General features: G+C 63.9%; 20 protein-coding genes. 8 read left to right on the plus strand and 12 right to left on the minus strand.

Annotated features, from left to right (window positions below; all coding sequences use genetic code 11):
* Positions 1-140: 140 nt before the first annotated feature.
* From ACNFCI_RS22085 to ACNFCI_RS22105, 5 genes are all read right to left on the minus strand, one after another.
* Positions 141-758 (minus strand): FKBP-type peptidyl-prolyl cis-trans isomerase, encoded by a 618-nt coding sequence (locus tag ACNFCI_RS22085; protein WP_368830029.1) that lies wholly within the window; start codon positions 756-758, stop codon positions 141-143.
* Positions 759-850: 92 nt separating this feature from the next.
* Positions 851-1,156, minus strand: coding sequence for a DUF6482 family protein (locus tag ACNFCI_RS22090; protein WP_084858625.1), 306 nt, complete (start codon positions 1,154-1,156; stop codon positions 851-853).
* Positions 1,157-1,291: 135 nt separating this feature from the next.
* On the minus strand, positions 1,292-1,780 hold the full coding sequence (locus tag ACNFCI_RS22095; protein ID WP_084858626.1) for a TIGR00645 family protein: 489 nt from the start codon (positions 1,778-1,780) through the stop codon (positions 1,292-1,294).
* A 176-nt stretch (positions 1,781-1,956) separates the two neighbouring features.
* Complete coding sequence (locus ACNFCI_RS22100; protein WP_084858627.1) at positions 1,957-2,295, minus strand: hypothetical protein; 339 nt, start codon at positions 2,293-2,295, stop codon at positions 1,957-1,959.
* Between the two features lie 162 nt (positions 2,296-2,457).
* Complete coding sequence (locus ACNFCI_RS22105; protein WP_368830030.1) at positions 2,458-4,896, minus strand: Lon protease family protein; 2,439 nt, start codon at positions 4,894-4,896, stop codon at positions 2,458-2,460.
* A gap of 254 nt (positions 4,897-5,150) precedes the next feature.
* Here ACNFCI_RS22105 and ACNFCI_RS22110 point away from each other — a divergent pair, with 254 nt between their 5' ends.
* The 4 genes from ACNFCI_RS22110 (at position 5,151) to ACNFCI_RS22125 (ending at position 8,619) form a co-directional block, all read left to right on the plus strand.
* Complete coding sequence (locus tag ACNFCI_RS22110; protein WP_084858629.1) at positions 5,151-5,639, plus strand: DUF3015 domain-containing protein; 489 nt, start codon at positions 5,151-5,153, stop codon at positions 5,637-5,639.
* 79 nt (positions 5,640-5,718) lie between these two features.
* Complete coding sequence (locus ACNFCI_RS22115; protein WP_368830031.1) at positions 5,719-7,572, plus strand: DUF4105 domain-containing protein; 1,854 nt, start codon at positions 5,719-5,721, stop codon at positions 7,570-7,572.
* 125 nt (positions 7,573-7,697) lie between these two features.
* Positions 7,698-8,054, plus strand: coding sequence for a hypothetical protein (locus ACNFCI_RS22120; RefSeq protein ID WP_084858631.1), 357 nt, complete (start codon positions 7,698-7,700; stop codon positions 8,052-8,054).
* A 67-nt stretch (positions 8,055-8,121) separates the two neighbouring features.
* Positions 8,122-8,619 carry a GreA/GreB family elongation factor gene (locus tag ACNFCI_RS22125; RefSeq protein ID WP_224456950.1) on the plus strand — a complete coding sequence of 166 codons (498 nt, stop codon included), beginning with the start codon at positions 8,122-8,124 and terminating at the stop codon, positions 8,617-8,619.
* A 122-nt stretch (positions 8,620-8,741) separates the two neighbouring features.
* Here the strand turns inward: ACNFCI_RS22125 and gdhA are convergent, their stop codons facing one another.
* The 3 genes from gdhA to ACNFCI_RS22140 all read right to left on the minus strand — a co-directional run bounded on the left by gdhA (position 8,742) and on the right by ACNFCI_RS22140 (position 12,655).
* A complete protein-coding gene (gdhA, locus tag ACNFCI_RS22130; protein ID WP_368830032.1) occupies positions 8,742-10,082 on the minus strand; it encodes an NADP-specific glutamate dehydrogenase in 1,341 nt (446 codons plus the stop codon).
* Between the two features lie 269 nt (positions 10,083-10,351).
* Positions 10,352-12,019, minus strand: a complete 1,668-nt coding sequence (gene ettA / locus ACNFCI_RS22135; protein ID WP_084858638.1) for an energy-dependent translational throttle protein EttA — start codon at positions 12,017-12,019, stop codon at positions 10,352-10,354.
* A gap of 246 nt (positions 12,020-12,265) precedes the next feature.
* Positions 12,266-12,655 carry a hypothetical protein gene (locus tag ACNFCI_RS22140; protein ID WP_084858633.1) on the minus strand — a complete coding sequence of 130 codons (390 nt, stop codon included), beginning with the start codon at positions 12,653-12,655 and terminating at the stop codon, positions 12,266-12,268.
* Positions 12,656-12,903: 248 nt separating this feature from the next.
* On the opposite strand from ACNFCI_RS22140, the gene ACNFCI_RS22145 reads away from it, so the two are divergent.
* Positions 12,904-16,731 carry an EAL domain-containing protein gene (locus ACNFCI_RS22145; RefSeq protein WP_368830033.1) on the plus strand — a complete coding sequence of 1,276 codons (3,828 nt, stop codon included), beginning with the start codon at positions 12,904-12,906 and terminating at the stop codon, positions 16,729-16,731.
* Between the two features lie 309 nt (positions 16,732-17,040).
* On the plus strand, positions 17,041-18,294 hold the full coding sequence (glyA, locus tag ACNFCI_RS22150) for a serine hydroxymethyltransferase (protein ID WP_084858448.1): 1,254 nt from the start codon (positions 17,041-17,043) through the stop codon (positions 18,292-18,294).
* Between the two features lie 43 nt (positions 18,295-18,337).
* Here the strand turns inward: glyA and yjiA are convergent, their stop codons facing one another.
* From yjiA to ACNFCI_RS22165, 3 genes are all read right to left on the minus strand, one after another.
* A complete protein-coding gene (gene yjiA, locus ACNFCI_RS22155; protein WP_224456955.1) occupies positions 18,338-19,303 on the minus strand; it encodes a GTPase in 966 nt (321 codons plus the stop codon).
* 172 nt (positions 19,304-19,475) lie between these two features.
* Entirely contained in the window at positions 19,476-19,673 is a 198-nt protein-coding gene (locus tag ACNFCI_RS22160; RefSeq protein WP_008094130.1) for a YbdD/YjiX family protein, read from the minus strand.
* Positions 19,674-19,691: 18 nt separating this feature from the next.
* On the minus strand, positions 19,692-21,758 hold the full coding sequence (locus ACNFCI_RS22165; RefSeq protein ID WP_084858449.1) for a carbon starvation CstA family protein: 2,067 nt from the start codon (positions 21,756-21,758) through the stop codon (positions 19,692-19,694).
* 168 nt (positions 21,759-21,926) lie between these two features.
* Here ACNFCI_RS22165 and ACNFCI_RS22170 point away from each other — a divergent pair, with 168 nt between their 5' ends.
* Positions 21,927-22,292 (plus strand): PilZ domain-containing protein, encoded by a 366-nt coding sequence (locus tag ACNFCI_RS22170; RefSeq protein ID WP_084858450.1) that lies wholly within the window; start codon positions 21,927-21,929, stop codon positions 22,290-22,292.
* Positions 22,293-22,553: 261 nt separating this feature from the next.
* Positions 22,554-24,071, plus strand: a complete 1,518-nt coding sequence (locus ACNFCI_RS22175) for a nucleobase:cation symporter-2 family protein (protein ID WP_084858451.1) — start codon at positions 22,554-22,556, stop codon at positions 24,069-24,071.
* A 104-nt stretch (positions 24,072-24,175) separates the two neighbouring features.
* Here the strand turns inward: ACNFCI_RS22175 and radA are convergent, their stop codons facing one another.
* Positions 24,176-25,543: a DNA repair protein RadA gene (radA, locus tag ACNFCI_RS22180; RefSeq protein ID WP_084858452.1), complete on the minus strand. Its 1,368-nt coding sequence runs from the start codon at positions 25,541-25,543 to the stop codon at positions 24,176-24,178.
* Positions 25,544-25,590 lie beyond the last annotated feature (47 nt).

Here is a 25,590-nt window from a genome sequence, read left to right on the forward strand (position 1 = left end):
GCCGGTATTGGGGGGGGGGTTCACAGCGGGGGGGGGGTGGGGCCCCTAGGGCGCCCCACGGCGGCCCCACCGCCCCCGGGGCCGGGGGGTGTGGGGGGGGCGTTGGCCCGCGAAAGGGCCGCAACGCGGCCCCAAGGGCATTACAGAACGTCGAGCAGCTCGACGTCGAACACCAGCACGCTGTGCGGCGGGATGCTACCAACGCCCTGGGCACCGTAGGCCAGTTCGCTCGGTACGTACAAGCGCCACTTGCTGCCGGCGTTCATCAGCTGCAGGGCTTCGGTCCAGCCAGCGATCACGCCACCGACCGGGAATTCAGCCGGCTGGCCACGCTCGTAGGAGCTGTCGAACACGGTGCCGTCGATCAGGGTGCCGTGGTAATGGGTACGCACGTTGTCTTCGCGGCTCGGCTTGGCGCCTTCGCCTGCGGTCAGAACTTCGTACTGCAGGCCCGAGGCCAGGGTGATGATGCCTTCACGCTTGGCGTTCTCGACCAGGAAGGCCTTGCCGGCAGCAGCGGCGGCTTCGGCCTTGGCAGCAGCTTCGGCCTGCATCACTTCACGGATGACTTTGAAGCTGGCCGACAGGTCGGCCTCGCTGACGCGGCTGTCGACGCCGTTGAAGGCGTCGGTCAGGCCGGCCAGGATGGCTTCCAGGCTCACGCCTGGCGGTGGGTTGTCGCGCAGCTGGCCGCCCAGCTGACGGCCGATGCCGTAGCTGACGCGCGATTCGTCGGTGGTCAGGTTGAGTTCGGACATGTCACTCTCCGCTTGAGGGCGAAGGTAATCCGCCCTGCATGAAAAAGGGCGTGAAGCCTAGCACACAGCGGCGCAGTGATCAGCTATCAGAACTACCAGGCCGAACGCTGGGAAATCGGCACCTTCAGGTCTTCTTCCGGGTGCGTGCCCATTCCGCACATCTCGTCCTGGACGGACCAGTGCACCAAGTTCATGGACAACAGCGGCACGGCACTGAGCAGGCTGCGCGCATCCTCCACCGAATGCACCCGCAGCCGTTCGCCACGGACATCGGCCAGCGGATGGGCATGCCCCTTGACCCGGGCCTCGAGCAAGTAGTCGCCGCCTTCGATGGCGATCAGGTTGAGTTCATCGACATGGCCGGCCCTGGCCTCGACATTGAGCTGATGCAGGTTCATGAGAGCACCTCGCAACGGGAACCACGCATGACTGCTCATTTTTTGTACAGCCCAGGCAAAACCACAAGCCATGAACGCGACCGCCCGTCCGTTTTTGCAACGGACGGGCGGCGGGTACTGCCGACAGCAGTGCTGTCAGTGCTTGGTGACTTTATCCAGATAGCCCATGACGAAGGCCGAGATGACGAACGTCATATGGATGATCACGTACCACATCAGGTAGTCGGTGGAGATGTTCTGGGCATCCATGAACACCCGCAGCAGATGGATGGAGGAGATCGCCACGATCGACGCCGCAACCTTCATCTTCAACGAGGAAGAGTCCATCTTGCCCAGCCAGTTGAGCTTCTCCTTGCTGTCGTCGATGTCCAGCTGCGAGACGAAGTTCTCGTAGCCAGAGATCATCACCATGACCAGCAGGCCGCCGACCAGCGACATGTCGATCAGCGAGAGGATCACCAGGATCAGGTCGGCTTCGCTCAAGGAGAAGACGTTGGGCAGGACGTGGACGACTTCCTGGAAGAATTTCAGTGCCAGGGCCAGCAGGCCCAGGGACAGGCCGAAGTAGATCGGAGCGAGCAGCCAGCGCGAGGCATACATCGCGTTTTCGAGGAAACGTTCCATGGGGGGTAGAGACTCGTGAGATGACGAAAAAGCAAGGCGCGAGTATAGCCATCCACGTCCCGACAGCAAAAGCCTGCCAGTGTCGAGGTCGATTTACGGCCCATTCGCCGGCAAGCCGGCTCCCACCTGTCCTGTGCTGTGTTCAGAACAGAGACCGTGCCAACGCCCCCTCGGCTTCAGGTTTCGGGATGGAACTGGAAATCCCCAAGGTTGCGGCAACGCTCGCCATTGATCCTGCGCAGCTGCGCCTGCAAGTGCAGGCACCAGATCTGTGGATCATCGGCGACTTGGTAGCCGTGCAGGGTCAGGCTGTCGACAATGGCATTGAGCACCGACTCGGCCACCATCGGCCCGTGGAATGGCCCTTGGGCCTTGATGGCCGAAGGCTGCTCCCCCGCCATGCCGGCGGCGAACAGCAGGGTCCACATGCCGGTGTCGCCAGCCAGCGGGCGTATGCTGCATTCGATGCGGGTCACCAGGCCCAGGCACTGGCGGGTGAGGCTGAGGTTGCGCATGGCGGCGTCCCCTCCGTGAAGCCTTGTTCAGCCCGGAACCCAGGGCTGTTTCCATCCTGAACGCTGCTGCCGTCCTTAAGTTCCAGCATAGAAGACCCGCGGAAAAAGATGGAAAACCGGCGCTAAACGGTAGCCACTGGCCGTCAGCGCCGGTTAATTGACTCAGGCCGGGCTGGCCTGGGCCACCACCTCCTCCAGGCGCTCCTTCTCGGCTTCCTTGACGTCTTCTTCGCTGATCATCTCGGCGATCACTCGTAGGCGCTCCACCACCCGGGCGTTGACGCTGCCCTCGGGGAACTGGCCCTTCTCGTCCGGCGCACCGGCTTCCTCGCCCACCAGCAGGCTCAAGGCCTCATCGGCCTGGCTGACGGCGTAGACATGGAAGCGGCCGGCCTCGACGGCCTGCAACACACGCTCATCGAGCATCAGCGTAGCGACGTTGGCACGGGGGATGATCACCCCCTGCTCGCCGGTCAGGCCGCGCGCTTCGCAGAGCCGGAAGAAGCCCTCGATCTTCTCGTTGACCCCACCGACCGCCTGCACCTCGCCGAACTGATTGATCGACCCGGTGATGGCGAAGCACTGCTTGAGCGGGGTGCGCGACAGCGCCGAGATCAGGGTGCAGACCTCGCCGAGCGAGGCACTGTCGCCATCGACGTAGCCATAGGACTGCTCCAGGGCGATGCTCGCCGAGATCGCCAGGGGGAACTCCTGGGCATAGCGGCTGCCCAGGTAGCCGGTGAGGATCATCACGCCCTTGGAGTGGATAGGCTGGCCCAGGTTGACCTCGCGCTCGATGTCGACGATGCCGCTGCCGCCCGGGTAGACGGTGGCGGAGATACGTGCCGGCATACCGAATGCCGAATCGCCCACCTCGAGCACGGTCAGGCCGTTGCACTTGCCGATGGCCGCGCCTTCGGTGTCGATCAGGATGATCCCGGCGAGCATGTCGTCGAGCACCCGCTGGGAAACACGCCCGGTGCGGGTGGCCTTGGCCTTGAGGGCGCGCTCGATGTGCCCGGCGTCGGTCATCTCCTCGTTGGCCAACTGACGGATGAAGTCCGCTTCGCTGACCAGCTGGAACAGGTCACCGATACGTGCCGACAGGCGCGACTGGTTTTCTGCCAGGCGGGCGCTGTAGGTGGCCAGGCGCGCCACCGCATCCCCCGTCAACGGCGCCATGCCTTCCTCGTTGGTGCGCGTACGCAGCAACTGGGCGAACTGCTCGAGGTTCTCATCGACCAGCGGCATGTCCTCGTCGAAGTCCACCAGCACCCGGAACATCTCCTGGAAGTCCGGGTCGTGGTCCTGCAGGGCATAGTAGAGCTGGCGCGAACCGATGATCACCAGCTTGACGTTGAGCGGGATCATCTGCGGCGTAAGGGTTACCGTCGCGACCCGGCCCAGCTCGCCCAGGGGCGACTCCATCTTCAGCTTGCGCGATTGCAGGGCCCGCTTGAGGGCGTCCCAGACGAACGGCTCGCCGAGCATCTTTTCCGCTTCCAGGATCAGGAAGCCGCCGTTGGCGCGGTGCAGCGCGCCCGGGCGCAGCTGGCGATAGGAGGTGTAGAGCGCGCCTTGGTCGGTGCTGTACTCGATGCGCCCGAACAGGTTGTCGTAGGTCGGGTGAGGTTCGAACACCATCGGCGCACCGCCGCTGGCGTGGTGGCCGACCACCAGGCTCGGCGCATACTGCTCCTCGAGCATCTTGCGCGCCACAGCGTCGGGCTTGCTGTCGTCGACCAGTTGCTCGACCACGGTGCGCAGCAGGTTCAGCTGCATGGACTGCAGGTAGGCGCAGACCGCGGCGTTCTCGGCGTATTTCTCCGACAAGGGCGCCAGCAACGGCTGCAACGCCAGGGTGATGGTTTCCTCGTTGAGTTGGCGCAGCTGGTTGTTCGACTCACGCTTCCATTGCGGCAGGCTGGCCAGCTCCTCGTTGAGGCGCTCCTCGAGTTCGGCGATGTCCTCGTGGAACCGCTCGCGCACCTCCTCGGGCAACTGGGCGAACTCGGCTTCGTCCAGGGCCTTGCCCTCGCTCATGGGGGTGAAGGCGACATTGCTGGCGTCGCGGTACAGGGCCACGTCCTTTTCCAGCGACGCCCGCTCGATCACGTCCAGGGCACGGTCGTAGCGCTGGTTGAAGGCGCGGTCGATGGCCCCCTTCTTCTGCTGGTAGGACGGGTGTTCGAACACCGCCGGGAAGGTCGACAGCAGGTTGTCGATCAGGCCGCTCATGTCGGCGATGAATTCGCTGGCGCTCCCGGCCGGCAGCTCCAGGGCCCGGGGTTCGCGGGTTTCGTCGAAGTTGTTGACGTAGACCCAGTCGGCGGGGGTCTGCTGGCGCTTGCCCTCGGCCTTGAGGTAGCGCTTGACGAACGAGAAGCGCCCGGTGCCGGGCTCGCCCATTACATACACGTTGTAGCCGGGGCGCGGCATGGCCACGCCGAATTGCAGGGCCTCGACGGCACGCTCCTGGCCCAGGACGCCTCGAAACGGCTCCAGATCGTCGGTGGTGGCAAAGGCAAACTGTTCAGCGGAGAAACGCCGGGTCAGGGCTTCGGGCGCGAGACGCAGGCGCGAGGCGACAGGATCGGGCATTGGGTTTCCTTACTTCGGCGGGGCGGATGACAGGCATTCTGGCGCTGCCTGCGCGCAGCTTGCAAGGCTTGCCGGGACTTTATGTCGCAGGGGCACAGGTACATCCACACATGCAATTTTTCGCAATAAATAACGCAACCTTTGGATCATGCCTAAACTCCAACCTGCGCGGGTGGGCGTATTTGCTTTCCCGACCTGGCAACCGCGTTGCCAGAACCCTGACCATTGGTACGTCTACGAAAGAGAACAAAGCTATGAAACGGATTCTTCTGGGTACTCTGTTCGCCGCTGTCTCGATCAACGCCATGGCCGAAGCGCCAGGTGGCCCGAACTGCGGCTGGGGCAACATGCTCTTCGAGGGCCAGCGCGGCACACCGGCCCACTTCCTGGCCTCCACCACCAACGGCACCTCCGGCAACGCGACGTTCGGCATGACCTCGGGCACCAACGGCTGCTCGACCAAGGCCTCCCTGACCTATGGCGGCAAGTCCTGGTTCGCCATGAACGGCATGATGAACGAACTCTCCGAAGACATGGCCCAGGGCCAGGGCGAAGCCCTGACCACCTACGCCGTGGTCCTCGGCGTGGCACCTGAAGACCGCGCGCACTTCGCCGCCGTCACCCACCAGCACTTCAGCGAGATCTTCAGCAGCGCCGACGTCACCGCCGAAACCGTCCACAGCAACACCCTGGCTGTGCTCAAGAGCGACCCACGCCTGGCCAAGTACGCCACCGAGGCCTGAGTCCTGCCCTTCCCGCCCCGGCTTCGGGGCGGGTTCGGTCAATTTCACCTTCGGCATCATCCAGACGTAGTTGCCCGATATGCTCAAACGCCTCGCTTGCCTGGCGCTGGTCGCCAGTGCCCCGCTTCATGCCGCGCCACAGCTCGACCCGGCCCGTGTACGACAACTGGCCTCGACGCCCTACTGGATCGCCCTCGGCCACTACGAAACGGCCAAGCTCGGTGGCTGGCGCAGCTATGTGGACGACGATGCCTTCTTCCTCGCCGAAGACGGCGCCCATCACCCCGAGCAGGAGCTCCAGGCTACGGTGCAAGCGCTGTATGCCCCGGCCAGCCTGGGTGACAAGCATGCCCAGTGCGTGTTCCCGGCGCGCACCCGCTGGCTGCGTGAGCAGCTGCAGCTCACCGATCTACCGCAACCTGACTGCCAGGAGTTCGCGACCTGGTACCAGTCCATCGACCCGCACAGTGCCGTGCTGGTGTTCCCGGCCGCCTACCTGAACAGCCCTTCGTCGATGTTCGGCCATACCCTGCTGCGCATCGACCAGTCGAAAACCCGTAGCGACGACACGGCGCTGCTGAGCTACGCGATCAATTTCGGCGCCTATATCGAAGGCAGTGACAACAGCATCCTCTATGCCTGGAAAGGCCTGATGGGCGGCTACCCCGGCCTGTTCGCACTGATGCCCTACCAAGAGAAGCTCTCCGAATACCGCAGCCTGGAAAACCGGGACCTGTGGGAGTACCAGCTGGACCTCACCCCAGAGGAAACCGGACGCATGGTCGAGCACGTGTGGGAGCTCAAGCAGATCCAGTTCGACTACTTCTTCTTCGACGAGAACTGCTCCTACCGCCTGCTGGAGCTGCTGCAGGTCGCGCGCCCGAGCCTGGACCTGACTTCGCAGTTCCCGCTGACCGCCATCCCCACCGACACGGTCAAGGCGGTCAAGCAATCGGGCCTGGTGGCCAGCGTTCACTACCGGCCTTCCCGCGAACGCGAGCTGCTGGCCCGCGCCGAGCCGCTGGACCATGAGGAAAAACAACAGGTGCTGGCCGTCAGCGCCGACACCGACCTGTTGCAGTCGCCGGCCTTCACCGCCCTGCCCCGTGACCGCCAGGCCCTGGTGCAGGACGCGGCCTACCGGCTGGAACGCTACCGCGCCAACGGTCAGCAACGCGACCCTGCCCAGGCCAGGCGCAGCTTCGAACTGTTACGGGCAATCAACCGCAACCCGCCGCCGCCCCTGCAGATCGAACGCCCGGGCCTACCCGAGGACGGCCATCAGTCGCGCACCTGGCAGCTGGGGGTCGGTACCCGGGAAGACCGCGCCTACGCCGAATATGGCCTGCGCATGGCCTACCACGACCTCAACGACAACGCCTATGGCTTCCCCCTGGGTGCGCAGATCGAGATTCTCCAGCTCAAGCTGCGCCAGTACGAAGGCAACGACTGGCAAGTGCAGCGCCTGGACTTGGCGACGATCCGCTCCCTGACCCCGCGCAACGCGTTGTTGCAGCCCTGGTCTTGGCAGGTGGCAGGCGGGCTGGAACGAGTGCCGGGCAAGCATGACGACGAGGTGCTGGTCAGCCATATCAATGGCGGGGCCGGCGCCACCTGGCAGTTGGCCGACGGCCTGCTGGGCTTTGCCCTGGGCACGCTGCGGGTCGAGCATCACAACGACTTCGCCCAGTTCGTCGCCCCAGCTGCCGGCTTCAATGGAGGCCTGCTGTGGCGCAACGGGCTGGGCAACCTGACCTTGGAGGCCAAGGGGGACTACTTCGCCAATGGCGAGGTGCGTCGCAGCCTGAGCCTCAATCAGCAATGGGAGATCAGCCAGAACCTGGGGCTGCGCCTGAGCGCCAGTCGCGAGTTCAGCCACTTGGCTACCGCACAGAACGAGGTGATGCTCGAATTGAAGTGGTACCACTACTGACGCGAACAGGGCCGCTTTGCGGCCCAATCGCGGGGCAATCACCGCATCGAGCCTTTGACACCGTTTTGACAGCCCCCCGACAAATCGCCACCTAGACTTTCACCTGTCGGTCGGAGGTTGTGGATATGTGGCGGTACGGGTTCGGTTTGTGGATAACGTTGCTCTTGGTGGGTTGCCAGTCGGCCCATGAACAGATGATCGACCAAGGCTACCCACCGGCCTATGCCGATGGCTTCGGCGACGGTTGCAGCAGCGGCCGCCAAGCTGCAGGGCTTATGGTCGGGGATTTTCGCAAGAACGTGCCGCGCTACCTGCACGAGCGCCAGTACGCCAGCGGCTGGGACGACGGCTTCCGCCAATGCCACGCCATGCAGAGCAACGAAGACCTGCGCCAGTACCGCGAACGCTACTGGGACGAACGTGACCGGGACTGGCAGCAGGAGAAGGATCGCGGCGCCGCACGCGCCTATCGCCGCCAATGAGTCGCAAACGGACAACCGTTGAAACCCACTCCCTGCCACCATGGTCTCCTGCACAAGGAGGCCTTTCATGAGCCGAGCATTCGTCAACGAAGACCAGGCCGCCGCCCAGGCCAGCCAGCCGGTGGAGCGGCGGGTCAGCGACCAGCCCAATTATGTCACCGCCACCGGCCTTGCCCAGTTGCAGCAACGAGTGGCCGAGCTCAATGCGCTGCGCAGCGAGCTGCTGGGCCAGGGCGAACGTACCGACAAGCAGCGCCTGGCCGACACCGAGCGGGACCTGCGTTATTTCACGGCCCGGGTACAGAGTGCCCAGGTGGTGCCACCGGCCACATCCACGGAAAAGGTACAGATCGGCAGCCGGGTGCGCTTCGTCGATGACGAGGGCCAGGAGCAGCAGGTGCAGCTGGTGGGTGAGGACCAGGCCGATGCGCTGCGTGGGTTGGTCAATTGGGGATCGCCCCTGGGGCGAGCGCTGCTGGGGGCTGGGCCTGGGGACGAGGTGCTGTGGCGAAGGCCGGCAGGAGATCAGATGATCGAGGTGGTGGCCATTTTGACTGAAGATTAAGATGGCTGGGGCTGCGTTGCAGCCCTTTCGCGGCACAACGGCCCAACTACAGGGGGACGGACACTTCTGTATGCGCGGCCGTGTGGCCCGAAATGGGCGCCAAGCCGCCCCCGCGGCTCGAATCAGACCACGCCCTGGGCCAGCATCGCATCGGCGACCTTCACGAAGCCCGCGATATTGGCGCCCTTGACGTAGTTGATGGTGCCGTCGGCCTCTTCGCCGTAGTGCACGCACGCGTGGTGGATCGATTGCATGATGTTGTGCAGCTTGCTGTCCACTTCACCGGCGGTCCACAGCAGGCGCATGGCGTTCTGCGACATCTCCAGGCCCGAGACGGCTACACCACCGGCGTTGGAGGCCTTGCCCGGGGCATACAAGATCCCGGCTTCCAGGAAGATATCCACAGCCTCGAGGGTGGTCGGCATGTTGGCGCCTTCGGCCACGCAGATGCAGCCGTTGGCCAGCAGGGCGCGGGCGTCTTCGGCGTTCAGCTCGTTCTGGGTGGCGCATGGCAGGGCGATGTCGCACGGCAGGCTCCACGGGGTCTGGCCCTTGCGGAACTCCAGACCGTACAGGCTGGCCAGCTCGCTGATACGGCCACGCTTGACGTTCTTGAGCTCCATCAGTGCATCCCACTGCTCGTCGGTCAGGCCCGCTTCACAGAACAGGGTGCCTTCGGAGTCGGACAGCGAGATCACCTTGCCGCCCAGGTCCATGACCTTGCGTGCGGCGTACTGGGCCACGTTGCCGGAGCCGGAAATCGCCACGCGGCGGCCATCGATACGCAGGTCGCGGCGCTTGAGCATCTCTTCGGCGAAGTACACGCAGCCGTAGCCGGTGGCTTCCGGACGGATCAGGCTGCCGCCATAGGTCATGCCCTTGCCGGTCAGCACCGAGGTGAACTGGTTGGCCAGGCGCTTGTATTGGCCGAACATGTAGCCAATCTCGCGGGCCCCGACACCAATATCACCGGCCGGCACGTCCAGGTCGGCGCCGATGTGGCGGTACAGCTCGCTCATGAAGGCCTGGCAGAAGCGCATGACCTCAGCGTCGCTCTTGCCCTTCGGATCGAAGTCCGAACCACCCTTGCCGCCGCCCATGGGCAGCGAGGTCAGCGAGTTCTTGAACACCTGTTCGAAGGCCAGGAATTTCAGCACACCCAGATTCACCGACGGGTGGAAGCGCAAGCCGCCCTTGTACGGGCCGATGGCGCTGCTCATCTGGATACGGTAGCCGCGATTGACCTGCACCTTGCCTTGGTCGTCGACCCATGACACGCGGAACAGTACGGCGCGCTCCGGCTCGACCATGCGTTCGAGAATGCCGGCCTTCAGGTAACGGGGGTTGGCTTCAAGGAAGGGCCAGAGGCTGCGCAGCACTTCTTCCACGGCCTGGTGGAACTCAGGCTGGGCCGGATCGCGCTGCTTGAGGCGGGCCAGGAAATCGTCGACGGATTCGATCATGGTAGACATCTCACCAAGAGGATTGGGACTTGTTGGTTTTTTTCCGGACTTTACCAAGAACCAATCGCACCGGAACAGGGCGACATGTCGTTTTTCTGAAAATTTTTAGTGCATTTTCTATAACTGTATACAAATCCTGTAGGAGCGGCCTTGTGCCGCGATCGGGCGCGCAGCGGCCGTAAAACCAGGCAATCCCGGTTGTAAACCGGACACAGCGCGCACGAAAATAGGGCCCCGAAGGGCCCCATTGTTGTGCAACGTGTGCCGGCTTACTGGGCCAGCTTCTTGTGCCGTACCCGGTGTGGCTGGGCAGCGGCATCACCCAGGCGCTTCTTGCGGTCGGCTTCGTACTCGGTGTAGTTGCCTTCGAAGAACACCACGTTCGAGTCGTCCTCGTAGGCCAGGATGTGAGTGGCCACGCGGTCCAGGAACCAACGGTCGTGGGAAATCACGATCGCGGCGCCTGGGAAGTCCAGCAGGGCTTCTTCCAGCGAACGCAGGGTTTCCACGTCAAGGTCGTTGGACGGTTCGTCGAGCAGCAGGACGTTACCGCCCTCCTTCAGGGTCAGGGCCAGGTGCAAGCGACCACGCTCACCACCGGAGAGGTCCTTGACGAACTTCTGCTGGTCGCCGCCCTTGAAGTTGAAGCGACCGACGTAGGTGCGCGACGGGATCTCGTAGTTGCCGATGCGGATCATGTCCGAACCGTCGGAGATCTGCTGGAACACGGTCTTGGCACCGTCCAGGTCCTCGCGGCTCTGGTCGACGCAGGCCAGCTGCACGGTTTCACCGATTTCGATGCTGCCCGAGTCCGGCTGCTCCTTGCCCATCAGCATACGGAACAGGGTCGACTTACCGGCACCGTTGCCGCCGATCACGCCGACGATGGCGCCCTTGGGCATGGAGAACGACAGATTGTCGATCAGCACGCGATCGCCATAGCCCTTGGTGACGTTCTTGAACTCGATGACCTTGTCACCCAGGCGCGGGCCTGCCGGGATGTAGATCTCGTTGGTCTCGCTGCGCTTCTGGAATTCCTGCGACTGCATTTCCTCGAAGCGCGCCAGACGGGCCTTGGACTTGGACTGGCGGGCCTTGGCGCCTTTGCGCACCCACTCCAGTTCCTCTTTCATGGCCTTCTCGTGGGCGCTCTGCTGCTTGGATTCCTGCTCCAGACGCGCCGACTTGGCCTCCAGCCAGCCCGAGTAGTTGCCTTCGTACGGGATACCGGCGCCGCGGTCCAGTTCCAGGATCCAGCCAGCGACGTTGTCCAGGAAGTAACGGTCGTGGGTAATCGCCACCACGGTGCCGGGGAAGTCGTGCAGGAAACGCTCGAGCCAGGCCACCGAGTCGGCGTCCAGGTGGTTGGTCGGCTCGTCCAGCAGCAGCATGTCGGGCGCCGACAGCAGCAGGCGGCACAAGGCCACGCGACGCTTTTCACCACCGGAGAGGTGCTCGATCTTCGCCTCCCATGGCGGCAGGCGCAGGGCGTCGGCGGCGACGTCCAGCTGGCGCTCCAGGTTATGGCCGTCGGCGGCCTGCAGGATGGCTTCGAGCTTGGCCTGTTCGGCCGCCAGCTTGTCGAAGTCGGCATCAGGCTCGGCGTAGGCGGCGTAGACCTCGTCCAGACGCGCCTGGGCATCCTTGATCACGCTGACCGCTTCCTCGACCACTTCGCGAACGGTCTTGCTCGGGTCCAGTTGCGGCTCCTGGGGCAGATAGCCGACATTGATGTCGGGCATCGGACGGGCTTCGCCGTCGAACTCCTTGTCGACGCCGGCCATGATCCGCAGCAGGGTCGATTTACCCGCACCGTTCAGGCCGAGCACGCCGATCTTGGCGCCTGGGAAGAACGACAGGGAAATGTTCTTGAGAATTTCCCGCTTCGGCGGCACGACCTTGCTCAGCCGATGCATGGTGTAGACGTATTGAGCCAAAACCAAGCCCTCTATCAGATAGGTAAAGACATCGACCCCGGCAATGGCCAGGGGACGCATGTGTTTACGGGGTGACGTTGAACAAAGTGGGCCATTCTACGCCAACTGGTGGCGATTCACAGGTGGCAGGGCCGCTTTGCAGCCCGATCACGGGACAAGCCCGCTCCCACAGGCTCTACGCGGTCTTCGAAGCACCTGTGGGAGCGGGCTTGTCCCGCGATTGGGTCGTTACTGCCGGCGCAGCGCTCAGACGTGCGACTGCTTCGCCTTGCCGCGCGGCAGGCGGCAACGGTCGTTCTGCTCGGCCAGGCGTGCAGCCCAGGCGGCCTTGACGCTGAAGCCGCCGGACCGGGCCGGCGTGCTCGCTACCGGCTTGGCGGCAGGCTTGGCAGCAGGTTTCGCCGCTACGGCCGCCGGTGCGACAGTTGCAGCAGCCGGCTCGGCGACGGCCTTGGCCGACTTGCGCAGCTCAGCCAGCGACGGGCTCTTGCGCACGGCAGCGGCGGCGTCCGGCTTGGCCAGGGAGCGCTGGCAGGACTTGCAGGATACGTCATCGGCCACGACAGTGCTGACCAGGGTCTGACTGCTGCGCCCGCAGGCGGAATCGAGGCCATTGGTGGAATAGTGGGTAACCAAAACCGTACATCTCCAAAAAGCGTTGACTATGAAGCGGCCGGTATTCTCGCACAGCTTACAGGGTCTTGCCGAATGGCCGTCGCCCGCCACGACCATCGGCAGCGGACAGACGAGTGGCACTTTGCCATAATTGCGCGCATGCTAGTCGGCTTCATGCGTCACCTTATATAGTGCGCCCGGCCCTGTGCCCGGGCACGGCCCATGCATAGTCCGCCCTGCCATCGCCAGCCAAATCGCAGGTCCAACGCTTGACCAATCTCACCCAACCACCGTCGCTGTGCCCTGCTCCAGCCGCTCCGGCCAGTGCCTTGCGTGGCTCGCTCAAGGCGGCGCTGGCTTTGCTGGCCCTGGTCCTGCTGGGGCTGTTGTTGTGGCAGTTGTTCGCCCAATACCGCCATACCCAGGCGGACCTGTACCAGCAGAGCCTGAAGGCGAGCGCGGAGCTGGCCGACCACCTGAACCTGAACATGGCGCTCAAGGCCCAGCAGGCGGCGAACCTGGTCCAGCCTTATACCGACGCACTGCCAGCAAAGGCGCTGCCACCTGTGCTCGGCACCCTGCGCGCACGCCTGCCCGGGCTGCGCCACCTGGCCTGGCTGGACAGCGCCGGACGAGTCCTGGGCGACAGCCTCTCCGGTAGCCCCGACCGCCAATTGCTTGACGAGCTGGTGCGGCTCAACCAGGGGGGCGCCTATTTCTTCGGCAACTCGGCCGACAACCGCTTCATCTACCTGCTGCTGCGCCAGCCGGCCGACCCGGATCGCGGCTACTGGCTGCTGCGCCTGTCCAGCGACTACTACCGGCAGCTCACCGAACACCTCACCGGCAAGGGCCGCCTCTGGCTGTTGGAAAACAGCCGCAGCGGCCAGGTGCTCCAGGGGCAAGGCGCGCCTGACCGCGACAAGGACAACCTGCAAAGCGTGATGCTGGCCTTCATCGACAACAGTACTTGGCAGCTGCGCGGCCTGTTCGATGCCGGGCAAGCCCGGGCCGAGCTGCTTCCGGCCTTGATCGGCAAATGTCTGCTGGTTTTGTTCTGTGCCCTGTTGCCGGTCTTGGCCCTGATCAACATGCGTCGCCGGCAGCGGGCCTTGCAGGAAGACCGCCGGCGCTACCACGAGATCTTCGAAGGCACGGGCGTGGCGCTGTGCGTGCTCGACCTCTCCAGCCTGCCTGGCCAACTCGACCGCTACCACCTGCGCAACCGCGCCGCACTCCGGCACAGCCTGGCCCTGGACGCCAGCCTGCGCCGTACGCTGTTGCAGGAACTGAAGATCACCGAAATCAACCAGGTCGCCCGCCAGTTGCTCAATGTGCACTGCCATGAAGGCGCCTGGCAGCGCCTGATCGACGGCAGTGGCGACAGCCGTGAAAGCGTCGGCATGCAATTGATCGACGCGCTGATAGAACAGCGCAGTTTGCTGGAACTCGAAGTGCGCCTGCCCGCCCCCCTGGGCGGCGAACTGCACCTGTGGCTGATGGCGCGCCTGCCATTGCAACGGCGCGACTACCAGGCCGTTATCTTGAGCATCAGCGATATCACCAGCCGCAAGCAGGTGGAACTGTCGCTGCTCGAGCGCGAAAGCTTCTGGTCGGACGTGGTCCGCACCGTTCCCGACCAGCTCTATGTGCAGGACGTGCACAGCCAGCGGATCATCTTCAGCAACCGCCACCTGGGCCAGACGCTGGGCTACGACCGGGTGGAGCTGGCGCAGATGGGCGACCGTTTCTGGGAACTGCTGCTGCACCCCGAGGATGCCGACCATTATCGTCAACTGCGCCGGCAACAGCGCGACACCAGCCATGATCAGTCGCTGCACTGCCAGTTGCGTTTCCGTCACCGCGATGGGGGTTGGCGCTGGTACGAGATTCGCGAACAGGTGCTGACCCGTGACACCGACGGCTTGGTCACCCGTATCATCGGTGTGGGCAAGGACGTGACGGTGCAGATCGAAGCCAGCGAGTCGCTGCGCGACAGCGAGCAGCGCTACCGCATGCTGGCCGAGAGCATCAGCGACGTGATCTTCTCCACCGACAGCCAGCTGCAGCTCAATTACGTCAGCCCCTCGGTACAGGCCGTGCTGGGCTACCCGGCCGACTGGATCTTCGAGCACGGCTGGCAGTCGATCATCGCCAACCCGGCCCAGCTCACTGGCATCTACAGCCTGCTGGAGCGGGTCAGCAAGGCCCTGGGCGACTCCGAGCAACTGGCACAGCTGCGCAGCCAGCTGCCCACCCAGATCTTCCTGTTCGACTGCCTGCGCGCCGATGGCCGCAAGATCCCCATCGAACTGCGCCTGGTGCTGGTGTGGGACGACCACGAGCACTTCGAGGGTGTGCTCGGCGTGGGCCGCGACATCAGCCAGCAACGCCGCGCAGAAAAAGACCTGCGCATGGCCGCGACCGTCTTCGAGCATTCCACCTCGGCCATCCTCATCACCGACCCGGCCGGCTACATCGTGCAGGCCAACGAAGCGTTCAGCCGGGTCAGCGGCTACGACGTCAGCGAAGTGCTCGATCAACTGCCGAGTCTGCTCACCGTCGACGAGCAGCAAGAGGCGCACCTGCGCTACGTGGTCAAGCAACTGCACCAGCATGGCAGCTGGGAAGGCGAGGTCTGGCTCAAGCGTCGCGACGGTGAACACTACCCGGCCTGGGTCGGCATCACCGCGGTGCTCGACGACGAGGGCGACCTGGCCAGCTACGTATGCTTCTTCACCGACATCAGCGAGCGCAAGGCCAGCGAGCAGCGCATCCATCGCCTGGCCTACTACGATGCCCTGACCCACCTGCCCAACCGCACCCTGTTCCAGGACCGCCTGTATACGGCGCTGCAACAGGCCGAGCGGCACAAGGCGTGGGTGGTGCTGATGTTCCTGGACCTGGACCGCTTCAAGCCGATCAACGACTCCCTCGGCCATGCCGCAGGCGACCGCATGCTCAAGGACATGGCCCAGCGCCTGCTGGCCTGCGTCGATGACGATGACACCGTGGCGCGCATGGGCGGCGATGAATTCACTCTGCTGCTGCAGCCCCGGGCCAGCCGCGAGATGGCCCTGAATCGCGCCATCCATGTGGCTGAGAACATTCTCGGCAGCCTGGTGCGGCCGTTCGTGCTGGAAAACCGCGAATTCTTCGTCACCGCCAGCATCGGCATCGCCCTGAGCCCGCAGGACGGCAGCGAACTGAGCCAGTTGATGAAGAACGCCGACACCGCCATGTACCACGCCAAGGAACGCGGCAAGAACAACTTCCAGTTCTACCAGGCCGATATGAACGCCAGCGCCCTGGAGCGCCTGGAGCTGGAGAGCGACCTGCGCCATGCGTTGGAGCAGAACGAATTCATTCTCTACTACCAGCCGCAGTTCAGCGGCGATGGCAAGCGGCTGACCGGGGCCGAGGCCCTGCTGCGCTGGCGCCACCCGCGCCGGGGGCTGGTACCGCCGGGCGACTTCATCCCGGTGATCGAGGAGCTGGGCCTGGTGGTCGATGTCGGCGACTGGGTGCTGCGCGAAGCCAGCCGCCAGCTCAAGGCCTGGCACAAGGCCAAGGTGCGGGTGCCCAAGGTCTCGGTGAACATCTCGGCACGGCAGTTCTCAGACGGCCAGCTGGGCACGCGCATCGCCACCATTCTCGAGGAAATCGGCTTGCCGCCGGCCTGCCTCGAGCTGGAACTGACCGAAAGCATCCTGATGCGCGACGTCGACGAGGCCATGCAGATCCTCGACGGTTTGAAGGTCCTGGGCCTGAGCATCGCGGTCGACGACTTCGGCACCGGCTATTCGTCGCTGAACTACCTCAAGCAATTCCCCATCGACGTGTTGAAGATCGACCGCACCTTCGTCGACGGCCTGCCCGAAGGCGAGCAGGATGCGCAGATCGCTCGCGCGATCATCGCCATGGCCCACAGCCTGAACCTGGCGGTGATCGCCGAGGGTGTGGAAACCCACGAGCAGCTGGAATTCCTGCGCGAACACGGCTGCGACGAAGTGCAGGGCTATCTGTTCGGGCGGCCAATGCCAGCCGGCCAGTTCGAGGCGCAGTTCAGCAACGAGACCCTGTTCATGTTCCAGTGACCGTGGTGCCATATGGCCTCCTGTAGGAGCGGCCTTGTGCCGCGAAAGGGGTGCGAAGCGCCCCCAGGATCTGCGTCCTGACAGAAATTGCCGGGGCTGCCTTGCAGCCCTTTCGCGGCACAAGGCCGCTCCTACAAGGGCCCAGCGCAGCAGGCAAAAAACCGGACCTGAAAGTCAACTGAAGCCCAGTCGCCACGCGGCCTGTAACATGAGCCCCATCGGTCCGCAACTTGATGCCACTTCATATGCCAGGCGCCGATCAATCGGTTAGAATGCCCCCCCAATTCAGCCCGATCCTTGAGGACCGCCATGTTCAGCCGTGATTTGACCATTGCCAAGTACGACGCCGAGCTCTTCGAAGCCATGCAGCAAGAAGCTCTGCGCCAGGAAGAGCACATCGAGCTGATCGCTTCTGAAAACTACACCAGCCCCGCGGTCATGGAGGCCCAGGGCTCGGTACTGACCAACAAGTACGCCGAAGGCTACCCAGGCAAGCGCTACTACGGTGGTTGCGAGTACGTCGATGTCGTCGAGCAACTGGCCATCGACCGCGCCAAGCAACTGTTCGGCGCCGACTACGCCAACGTCCAGCCACACGCCGGCTCCCAGGCCAACGCTGCGGTCTACCTGGCCCTGCTGTCGGCTGGCGATACCATCCTGGGCATGAGCCTGGCCCACGGCGGCCACCTGACCCACGGCGCCAGCGTCAGCTCCTCGGGCAAGCTGTACAACGCCATCCAGTACGGCATCGATGCCAACGGCCTGATCGACTACGACGAAGTCGAGCGCCTGGCAGTCGAGCACAAGCCGAAGATGATCGTCGCCGGCTTCTCGGCCTACTCCCAGGTCCTGGACTTCGCCCGCTTCCGCGCCATCGCCGACAAGGTCGGTGCCTACCTGTTCGTCGACATGGCCCACGTGGCCGGCCTGGTCGCCGCTGGCGTCTACCCGAACCCGGTGCCGTTCGCCGACGTGGTCACCACCACCACCCACAAGACCCTGCGCGGCCCACGTGGCGGCCTGATCCTCGCTCGCAAGAACGAAGAGATCGAGAAGAAGCTCAACGCAGCCGTCTTCCCGGGCGCCCAGGGCGGCCCGCTGGAGCACGTCATCGCTGCCAAGGCCATCTGCTTCAAGGAAGCCCTGCAGCCTGAGTTCAAGGCCTATCAGCAGCAAGTGGTGAAGAACGCCCAGGCCATGGCCAGCGTGTTCATCGAGCGTGGCTTCGACGTCGTATCCGGCGGCACCCAGAACCACCTGTTCCTGCTGTCGCTGATCAAGCAGGATATCTCCGGCAAAGACGCTGACGCGGCCTTGGGCAAGGCGTTCATCACCGTCAACAAGAACTCGGTGCCGAACGATCCACGCTCCCCGTTCGTCACCTCGGGCCTGCGTTTCGGCACCCCGGCGGTGACCACCCGCGGCTTCAAGGAAGCTGAGTGCCGTGAGCTGGCTGGCTGGATCTGCGACATCCTGGCTGACCTGAACAACGAAGCGGTGATCGATGCCGTTCGCGAGAAGGTCAAGGCGATCTGCAAGAAGCTGCCGGTGTACGGCAACTGATTGACCATTGGGGCCGCTTTGCGGCCCCAATCGTTTTCAAACCTTAACCCAGCGCCTCGAACCCCGCCCGGATCTTCTCTTCCGGCAATTCGTCGGCGATGAACACCATCACGCTCTCCCGTGCTTCCCCTTCCCCCCACTCGGCATCCCAGTCGAAGCCATACAGCTTGAGCACGCCCTGGAACACCAGGCGGCGATCCTCACCGGCGATGTTCAGCACGCCTTTGTAGCGCAGCAACTGTTTGCCATGATTTTCCAGCAACTCGTTCATGAAGTCGCTGAGCCGATCGATGTCCAGCGGGGTATCGGTGCGCAGCACCAACGTCGAGATGCGGTCCGTGTGCTTGAGCACCGGGCGCAAGGCCGGCTTGAGGTTGGCGCCCAAGTCAGTATTGAGGTTGAAGCCACGCACGTCGAGCAATTCGGCCAGCTCGATACGGCCGTGCTCGACCACACGGATCGCAGCGCGGCCATTGATGCGCGCCAAACGCGCCTGCAAGGCCTCGACCGTTGCGGGCTCGACCAGGTCGGTCTTGCTCAGCAGCAGGCGGTCGGCGAACCCCACCTGGGCCTGGGCGATGGCCTGGGCGAGGTGCACGTCGGCATGGGCGGCGTCCACCAGGGTGATGATGCCGTCGAGGAGGTAGCGTTCACGCAGGTCTTCGTCGATGAAGAAGGTTTGCGCCACAGGCGCAGGATCGGCCAGGCCCGTGCATTCGATCACCAGGCGGTCGAAGGCGATCTCGCCGGCATCCAGGCGCTCGAGCAGCAGGTACAAGGCCTTGGTCAGGTCGGTGTGGATGGTGCAGCACACGCAGCCATTGGCCAGGGTCATGACCTGCACCGGCTCGTCACCCAGCAGCTGGCTGTCGATACCGGCTTCGCTGAACTCGTTTTCGATCACGGCAATCTTCAGGCCGTGTTCGGCCTTAAGCATGTGCTTGAGCAATGTGGTCTTGCCAGCACCGAGAAAGCCTGTGAGTACGGTTACGGGAATAGGCGTCTGCACGCAGTACGTCTCCTGTGCAGTGGATAAAAGAAAAGGCCGCATCCCTGTAGGAGCGGCCTTGTGCCGCGAAAGGGCCGCAAAGCGGCCCCAGGGACAGTGGCGATGATGCTGAAGACAAGGGGCGCTGCGCGCCCCCTTTCGCGGCACAAAGGCCGCTCCTACAACCTCAGGTTCAACAACACTTGGGCCCGGACTTGCCACCGTAACGCGCTTCCTGGCGTTCCCGGAAGAACGCCTCGTAGCTCATCACCGGCTTGTCCGGATGCTTGGTCTGCATGTGCTCGACATAGTTGTCGTAGTCGGGCATGCCGACCATCAGCCGGGCGGCCTGCCCCAAGTACTTACCCAGTCGCCCTAGGTCGTTGAACATCACGGCTTTCCTCTTGTGTCACGCGTCAGGCAGCGCCTGGAACGGGGTTTCCTTGTCGCTGCGTTCCTTGCGCCCCAGGGCGGCGATGCCGACCTTGATGGCGAAGAACAGCACGCTGAACACCACCAACAGGAACAGCACGGTCAGGCCCGCGTTGGTGTACGCGTTGTAGATCACGTGTTGCATCTGGTCGATGTTCTTGGCCGGTGCCAGCACCTGGCCTGCGTCCAGGGCCACGCTGTACTTGTTGGCTAGGGCCAGGAAGCCCACGGCCGGGTTCGGGTCGAACAGCTTGATCAGGCCCGCAGCGGTGGTGCAGATCAACAGCCAGACAGCCGGCAGCAAGGTGACCCAGACGTACTGCTGGCGCTTCATCTTGATCAGCACCACGGTGCCGAGCATCAGGGCGATACCGGCCAGCATCTGGTTGGAGATACCGAACAGCGGCCACAGGGTATTGATGCCGCCCAGCGGGTCGATTACACCTTGGTACAGCAGGTAGCCCCACAGCGCCACGCAACCGGCGGTGCCGATCAGGTTGGCGCCCCACGAGTCGGTACGCTTGAGCGCCGGGACGAAGCTGCCCAGCAGATCCTGCAGCATGAAGCGACCGGCACGGGTACCGGCGTCCACCGCGGTGAGGATGAACAGCGCTTCGAACAGGATCGCGAAGTGGTACCAGAACGCCATGGTGTTCTCACCCGGCAGCACCTGGTGAAGGATCTGTGCGATCCCCACCGCCAGGGTCGGTGCGCCACCGGCACGGGCCAGCACAGTGTGCTCGCCGATGTCGCGGGCGGTCGCCTCGAGCTGTTCGGGGGTGATCATGAAGCCCCAACTGCTGACGGTCTGGGCCACCGACGCAACATCGGCGCCGACCACCGCGGCCGGGCTGTTCATGGCGAAGTACACGCCCGGCTCGATGACCGAGGCAGCGACCATGGCCATGATGGCGACGAACGACTCCATCAGCATGCCGCCGTAGCCGATGTAGCGGGCGTTGACCTCGTTGTCCAGCAGCTTGGGCGTGGTCCCCGAGGAGATCAGCGCGTGGAAGCCGGACACCGCACCACAGGCGATGGTGATGAACAAGAACGGGAACAAGGTGCCCTTCCACACCGGGCCGGTACCGTCGGTGAACTGGGTCAGGGCCGGCATCTTCAGCTCAGGTGCGATGATCAGGATACCGATGGCCAAGCCCACGATGGTGCCGATCTTGAGGAAGGTCGACAGGTAGTCACGCGGCGCCAGTACCAGCCATACCGGCAGTACAGCGGCGACGAAACCATAGCCCACCAGCATCCAGGTGATCTGCACGCCGGTGAAGGTGAACGCCGGGCCCCAGGTGGGATCTGCCGCCACCTGGCCCCCCAGCCAGATCGACAGCAGCAGCAGGACCACGCCGATGACCGAGATCTCGCCGATGCGGCCCGGGCGGATGTAGCGCATGTAGACACCCATGAACATCGCGATCGGGATGGTTGCCATCACCGTGAACATGCCCCATGGGCTCTCGGCCAGTGCCTTGACCACGATCAGCGCCAGCACCGCGAGGATGATGATCATGATCAGGAAGCAGCCGAACAGGGCGATGGTGCCCGGAATACGGCCCATCTCCTCGCGGACCATGTCCCCCAGGGACCGGCCGTTGCGACGGGTGGAGAGGAACAGGACCATGAAGTCCTGCACCGCACCGGCCAGGACCACGCCGGCGATGAGCCAGAGCGTGCCGGGCAGGTAGCCCATCTGCGCCGCGAGCACCGGGCCCACCAGGGGGCCGGCGCCGGCAATGGCGGCGAAGTGATGGCCGAACAGAATGTGTTTGTTGGTCGGGACGTAGTCCAGGCCATCGTTGTTGAGTACCGCCGGGGTGGCCCGACGAGGATCGAGCTGCATCACCTTGGTGGCGATGAACAGGCTGTAGTAGCGATAGGCGACCAGGTAGAGGGCCACTGCCGCGACCACGATCCACAAGGCGTTGATCGCCTCGCCGCGACGCAGGGCGACCACGCCCAGCGCACAGGCGCCTATGACTGCCAGCGCCAGCCACGGAATGTGGCGTAGCAGGCTATTATTGTTGTTCATGGTTTGCTTCCAGCTGGTGGATTGGAAAAGACCGCCCATCGAGTCTAGGGCCACTCATCGCGCATTGCCATACTTGCTTTGGTCTAGAGCCTTCGCGGCCTGATTGCGGTACCTGAACGACACACACCATCAACTATAGTCAGGAAGTACCCTCAGGAGGGCCGCCCCATGAGCGAACATGATGAACGCCGCCGTTTCCTGCGCATCGACTTCGATGCGCCCACCGAGCTGCGCCAAGGCCTCAAGCGATGGCCGGTCAAGCTCCTGGACCTGTCGCTCAAGGGCCTGCTGATCGAGCGCCCCTCCCCATGGGACGCCGACCTCACCCAGGATTTCGATGCCATCGTCCACCTCGACACGGACACCCAAGTGCGCATGCAAGTGGAGCTGCGCCACGAAGAACCTACGCGGCTGGGCTTCGTCTGCCTCTACATCGATATCGATTCGATGAGCCATTTGCACCGTCTTGTTGAGCTGAACGTGGCCGACAGCACTGAAATGATGCGTGAACTGCGCGAACTCATCGAATATTGATATCTCTTAGCTTGCTAACGTTCTAACCCCCAAGTGTTTCCTGTCTACCCAGACAGCTTTCTGCGCTGGGTATAGTGGGTTGTACACACCCCTCTAGTACCGCCTTTGCCACCTTGGAACGCATTCTGCATTCACTTGAACCGCGCCCGGCGGTTACCCCGGTTGGTGCTCCGATCAAAATCTTGTATACAATTCCTGTAGTATTTGTTTGTAGGAATTGTCTACAGTAGCGGCACAACAATAAACAAGTGAGCCTGCTCCATGACTACGTCCCCTAGCACGTCTCCCACCAAGCGTCCCGAAGATGAAAATCTCGGGCTTGGTGCCAACTTGGCTTATGGTCTGCAACATGTATTGACCATGTATGGGGGCATCGTCGCCGTACCCCTGATCCTGGGTCAGGCTGCCGGCCTGGCCCCGGCCGAAATCGGCATTCTGATCGCCGCCTCGTTGTTCGCCGGTGGCCTGGCAACCTTGCTGCAGACTCTGGGCCTGCCGTTCTTCGGCTGCCAGCTGCCGCTGGTTCAAGGGGTTTCGTTCGCAGGCGTGGCGACCATGGGCGCGATCCTCAGCAGCCAGGATGGCGGTGGCCTGCCAGGTGTACTCGGTGCGGTCATGGCGGCCTCGCTCATCGGCTTCCTGATCACCCCGGTGTTCTCGCGCATCACCAAGTTCTTCCCGCCGCTGGTGACCGGTATCGTCATCACCACCATCGGCCTGACGCTCATGCCGGTCGCCGCGCGCTGGGTCATGGGCGGCAATAGCGCATCGCCGGAGTTCGGCAGCGTGGCCAACATCGGCCTGGCGGCGCTGACCTTCGCCATCGTTCTGTTGCTGAGCAAACTGGGCAGCGCGACCATCTCGCGCCTGTCGATCCTCCTGGCCATGGTGATCGGGACCCTGATCGCCTGGGCCCTGGGCATGACCGACTTCAGCAAGGTCACCGAAGGCCCGGTCTTCGCCTTCCCCACCCCCTTCCACTTCGGCATGCCGACCTTCCACATCGCCGCGATCCTGTCGATGTGCATCGTGATCATGGTGACCCTGGTGGAAACCTCGGCGGACATCCTCGCCGTAGGTGAGATCATCGACACCAAGGTCGACTCCAAGCGCCTGGGCAACGGCCTGCGCGCCGATATGGCCTCGAGCATCCTGGCACCGATCTTCGGCTCCTTCACCCAGAGTGCCTTCGCCCAGAACGTGGGCCTGGTGGCCGTGACCGGTGTGAAAAGCCGCTACGTGGTGGCCACAGGCGGCGTGATCCTGGTGGTACTGGGCCTGCTGCCGATCATGGGCCGGGTGATTGCCGCGGTACCGACCCCGGTACTGGGTGGTGCGGGCATCGTATTGTTCGGCACCGTGGCGGCCAGTGGCATCCGCACCCTGGCGACGGTCAACTACAAGAACAACGTCAACCTGATCATCGTCGCCGCCTCCCTGGGCTTCGGCATGATCCCGATCGCCGCACCGACCTTCTACCACCACTTCCCGAGCTGGTTCGAAACCATCTTCCACTCGGGCATCAGCTCCGCGGCGATCATGGCGATCCTGCTGAACCTGATCTTCAACCACTTCAAGACCGGCAACTCGGACCAGCAATCGGTATTCGCCGCCGGCTACGAGCGCACCATCCAGTATTCGGACATCTCGTGCCTGCGCGATGGTGATTACTTCAAGGATGGCAAGCTTTTCGATGCCGATGGCAACGAAGTACCGGTGATGGAACTCGACGAGCACGGCAACGAAGCGCCACGGCGCAAGGCGTTAGCCGAGCACTGATCACCCGCTGGGGATCGAGGGGAGCCGATGCGCATCGTCGGCTCCCCTTTTTCTTTATAAATGGGGGCGAAAGGGCTGCAAGGCAGCCCCAGCAACGGCGCGTCCTATTCGAACAATACATCCAGCGCCTGCTCCAAGCGCGTCACGGCAATGACCTGCAACCCCGCCGGGGCCTCCTTGGGTGCGTTGCCCTTGGGCACGATGGCCCGTTTGAAGCCATGCTTGGCGGCTTCCTTCAGGCGCTCCTGGCCACTGGGCACCGGGCGCACCTCGCCCGACAGGCCGATCTCACCGAACACCAGCAGCCCATGGGCCAGCGGGCGATTGCGCAGGCTGGACATTACCGCGGCCAGCAAGGCCAGGTCCGAAGCGGTCTCCAGCACCTTCACCCCACCCACCACGTTGAGGAACACGTCCTGGTCATGGGTGGGAATACCACCATGGCGGTGCAGGACCGCCAGCAACATGGCCAGGCGGTTCTGGTCCAAGCCCAGGGTCACACGCCGAGGGTTGGCCAGGTGGCTGTCGTCCACCAGCGCCTGCACTTCCACCAGCATCGGCCGGGTGCCCTCCCAGGTGGCCATGACCACGCTACCGGGGACTTCTTCCTGGGTGCGGTTGAGGAAGATCGCCGACGGGTTGGATACCTCCTTCAAGCCTCGGTCGGTCATGCCGAACACGCCCAGCTCGTTGACCGCGCCAAAGCGATTCTTCACCGCTCGCAACAGGCGCAGGCGCCCATCCGATTCCCCTTCGAAGTACAGCACCGTATCGACCATGTGCTCGAGCACGCGCGGGCCGGCCAGGGAGCCTTCCTTGGTCACATGGCCGACCAGGAAGATCGCCGTGCCGCTCTGCTTGGCATAGCGCACCAGCAAGGCCGTGCTCTCGCGCACCTGGGCCACGCCGCCAGGGGCCGACTGCAGTTGTTCGGTGAAGATGGTCTGGATCGAGTCGATGACCATGACCCGCGGTTTTTCCTGTCGCGCGGTGGCGATGATCGACTCGATGCAGGTCTCGGTCATGACCTTGAGCTGGTCCTGGGGCAGGCCCAGGCGGCGAGAGCGCATGGCCACCTGCTGCTGGGACTCCTCACCGGTGACATATAGAGCCGGCATCCGCGTGGCGATGTTGCACAGCGTCTGCAGCAGGATGGTCGACTTGCCGATACCCGGGTCACCACCGATCAGTACCACCGATCCGTCCACCAGCCCGCCGCCGAGCACACGGTCCAGCTCAGCACTGCTGGTGGTGAAGCGCGGGATCTCCTCGACACTGACCTCGGCCAAGGTCTTGATCTGTGCCTGCTGCCCGGCCCAACCGGTGCGCCCGGCAGGTGCCGCGGCACCGCCGCTTTCGATCATGGTCTCGACCAGGGTGTTCCAGGCCCCGCATTCGCCGCATTGGCCGGCCCATTTGGGGAAGGTCGCGCCGCACTCGGTGCAGCCATACAAGCGCTTGGCCTTGGCCATGGGCTCAGTCTCCTGGAAAAATCGCCATGATAGCCGAGCCGGACGTG

This window comes from Pseudomonas sp. NY15356 (assembly GCF_048068175.1).
In the GTDB taxonomy this organism is placed as follows: domain Bacteria; phylum Pseudomonadota; class Gammaproteobacteria; order Pseudomonadales; family Pseudomonadaceae; genus Aquipseudomonas; species Aquipseudomonas putida_K.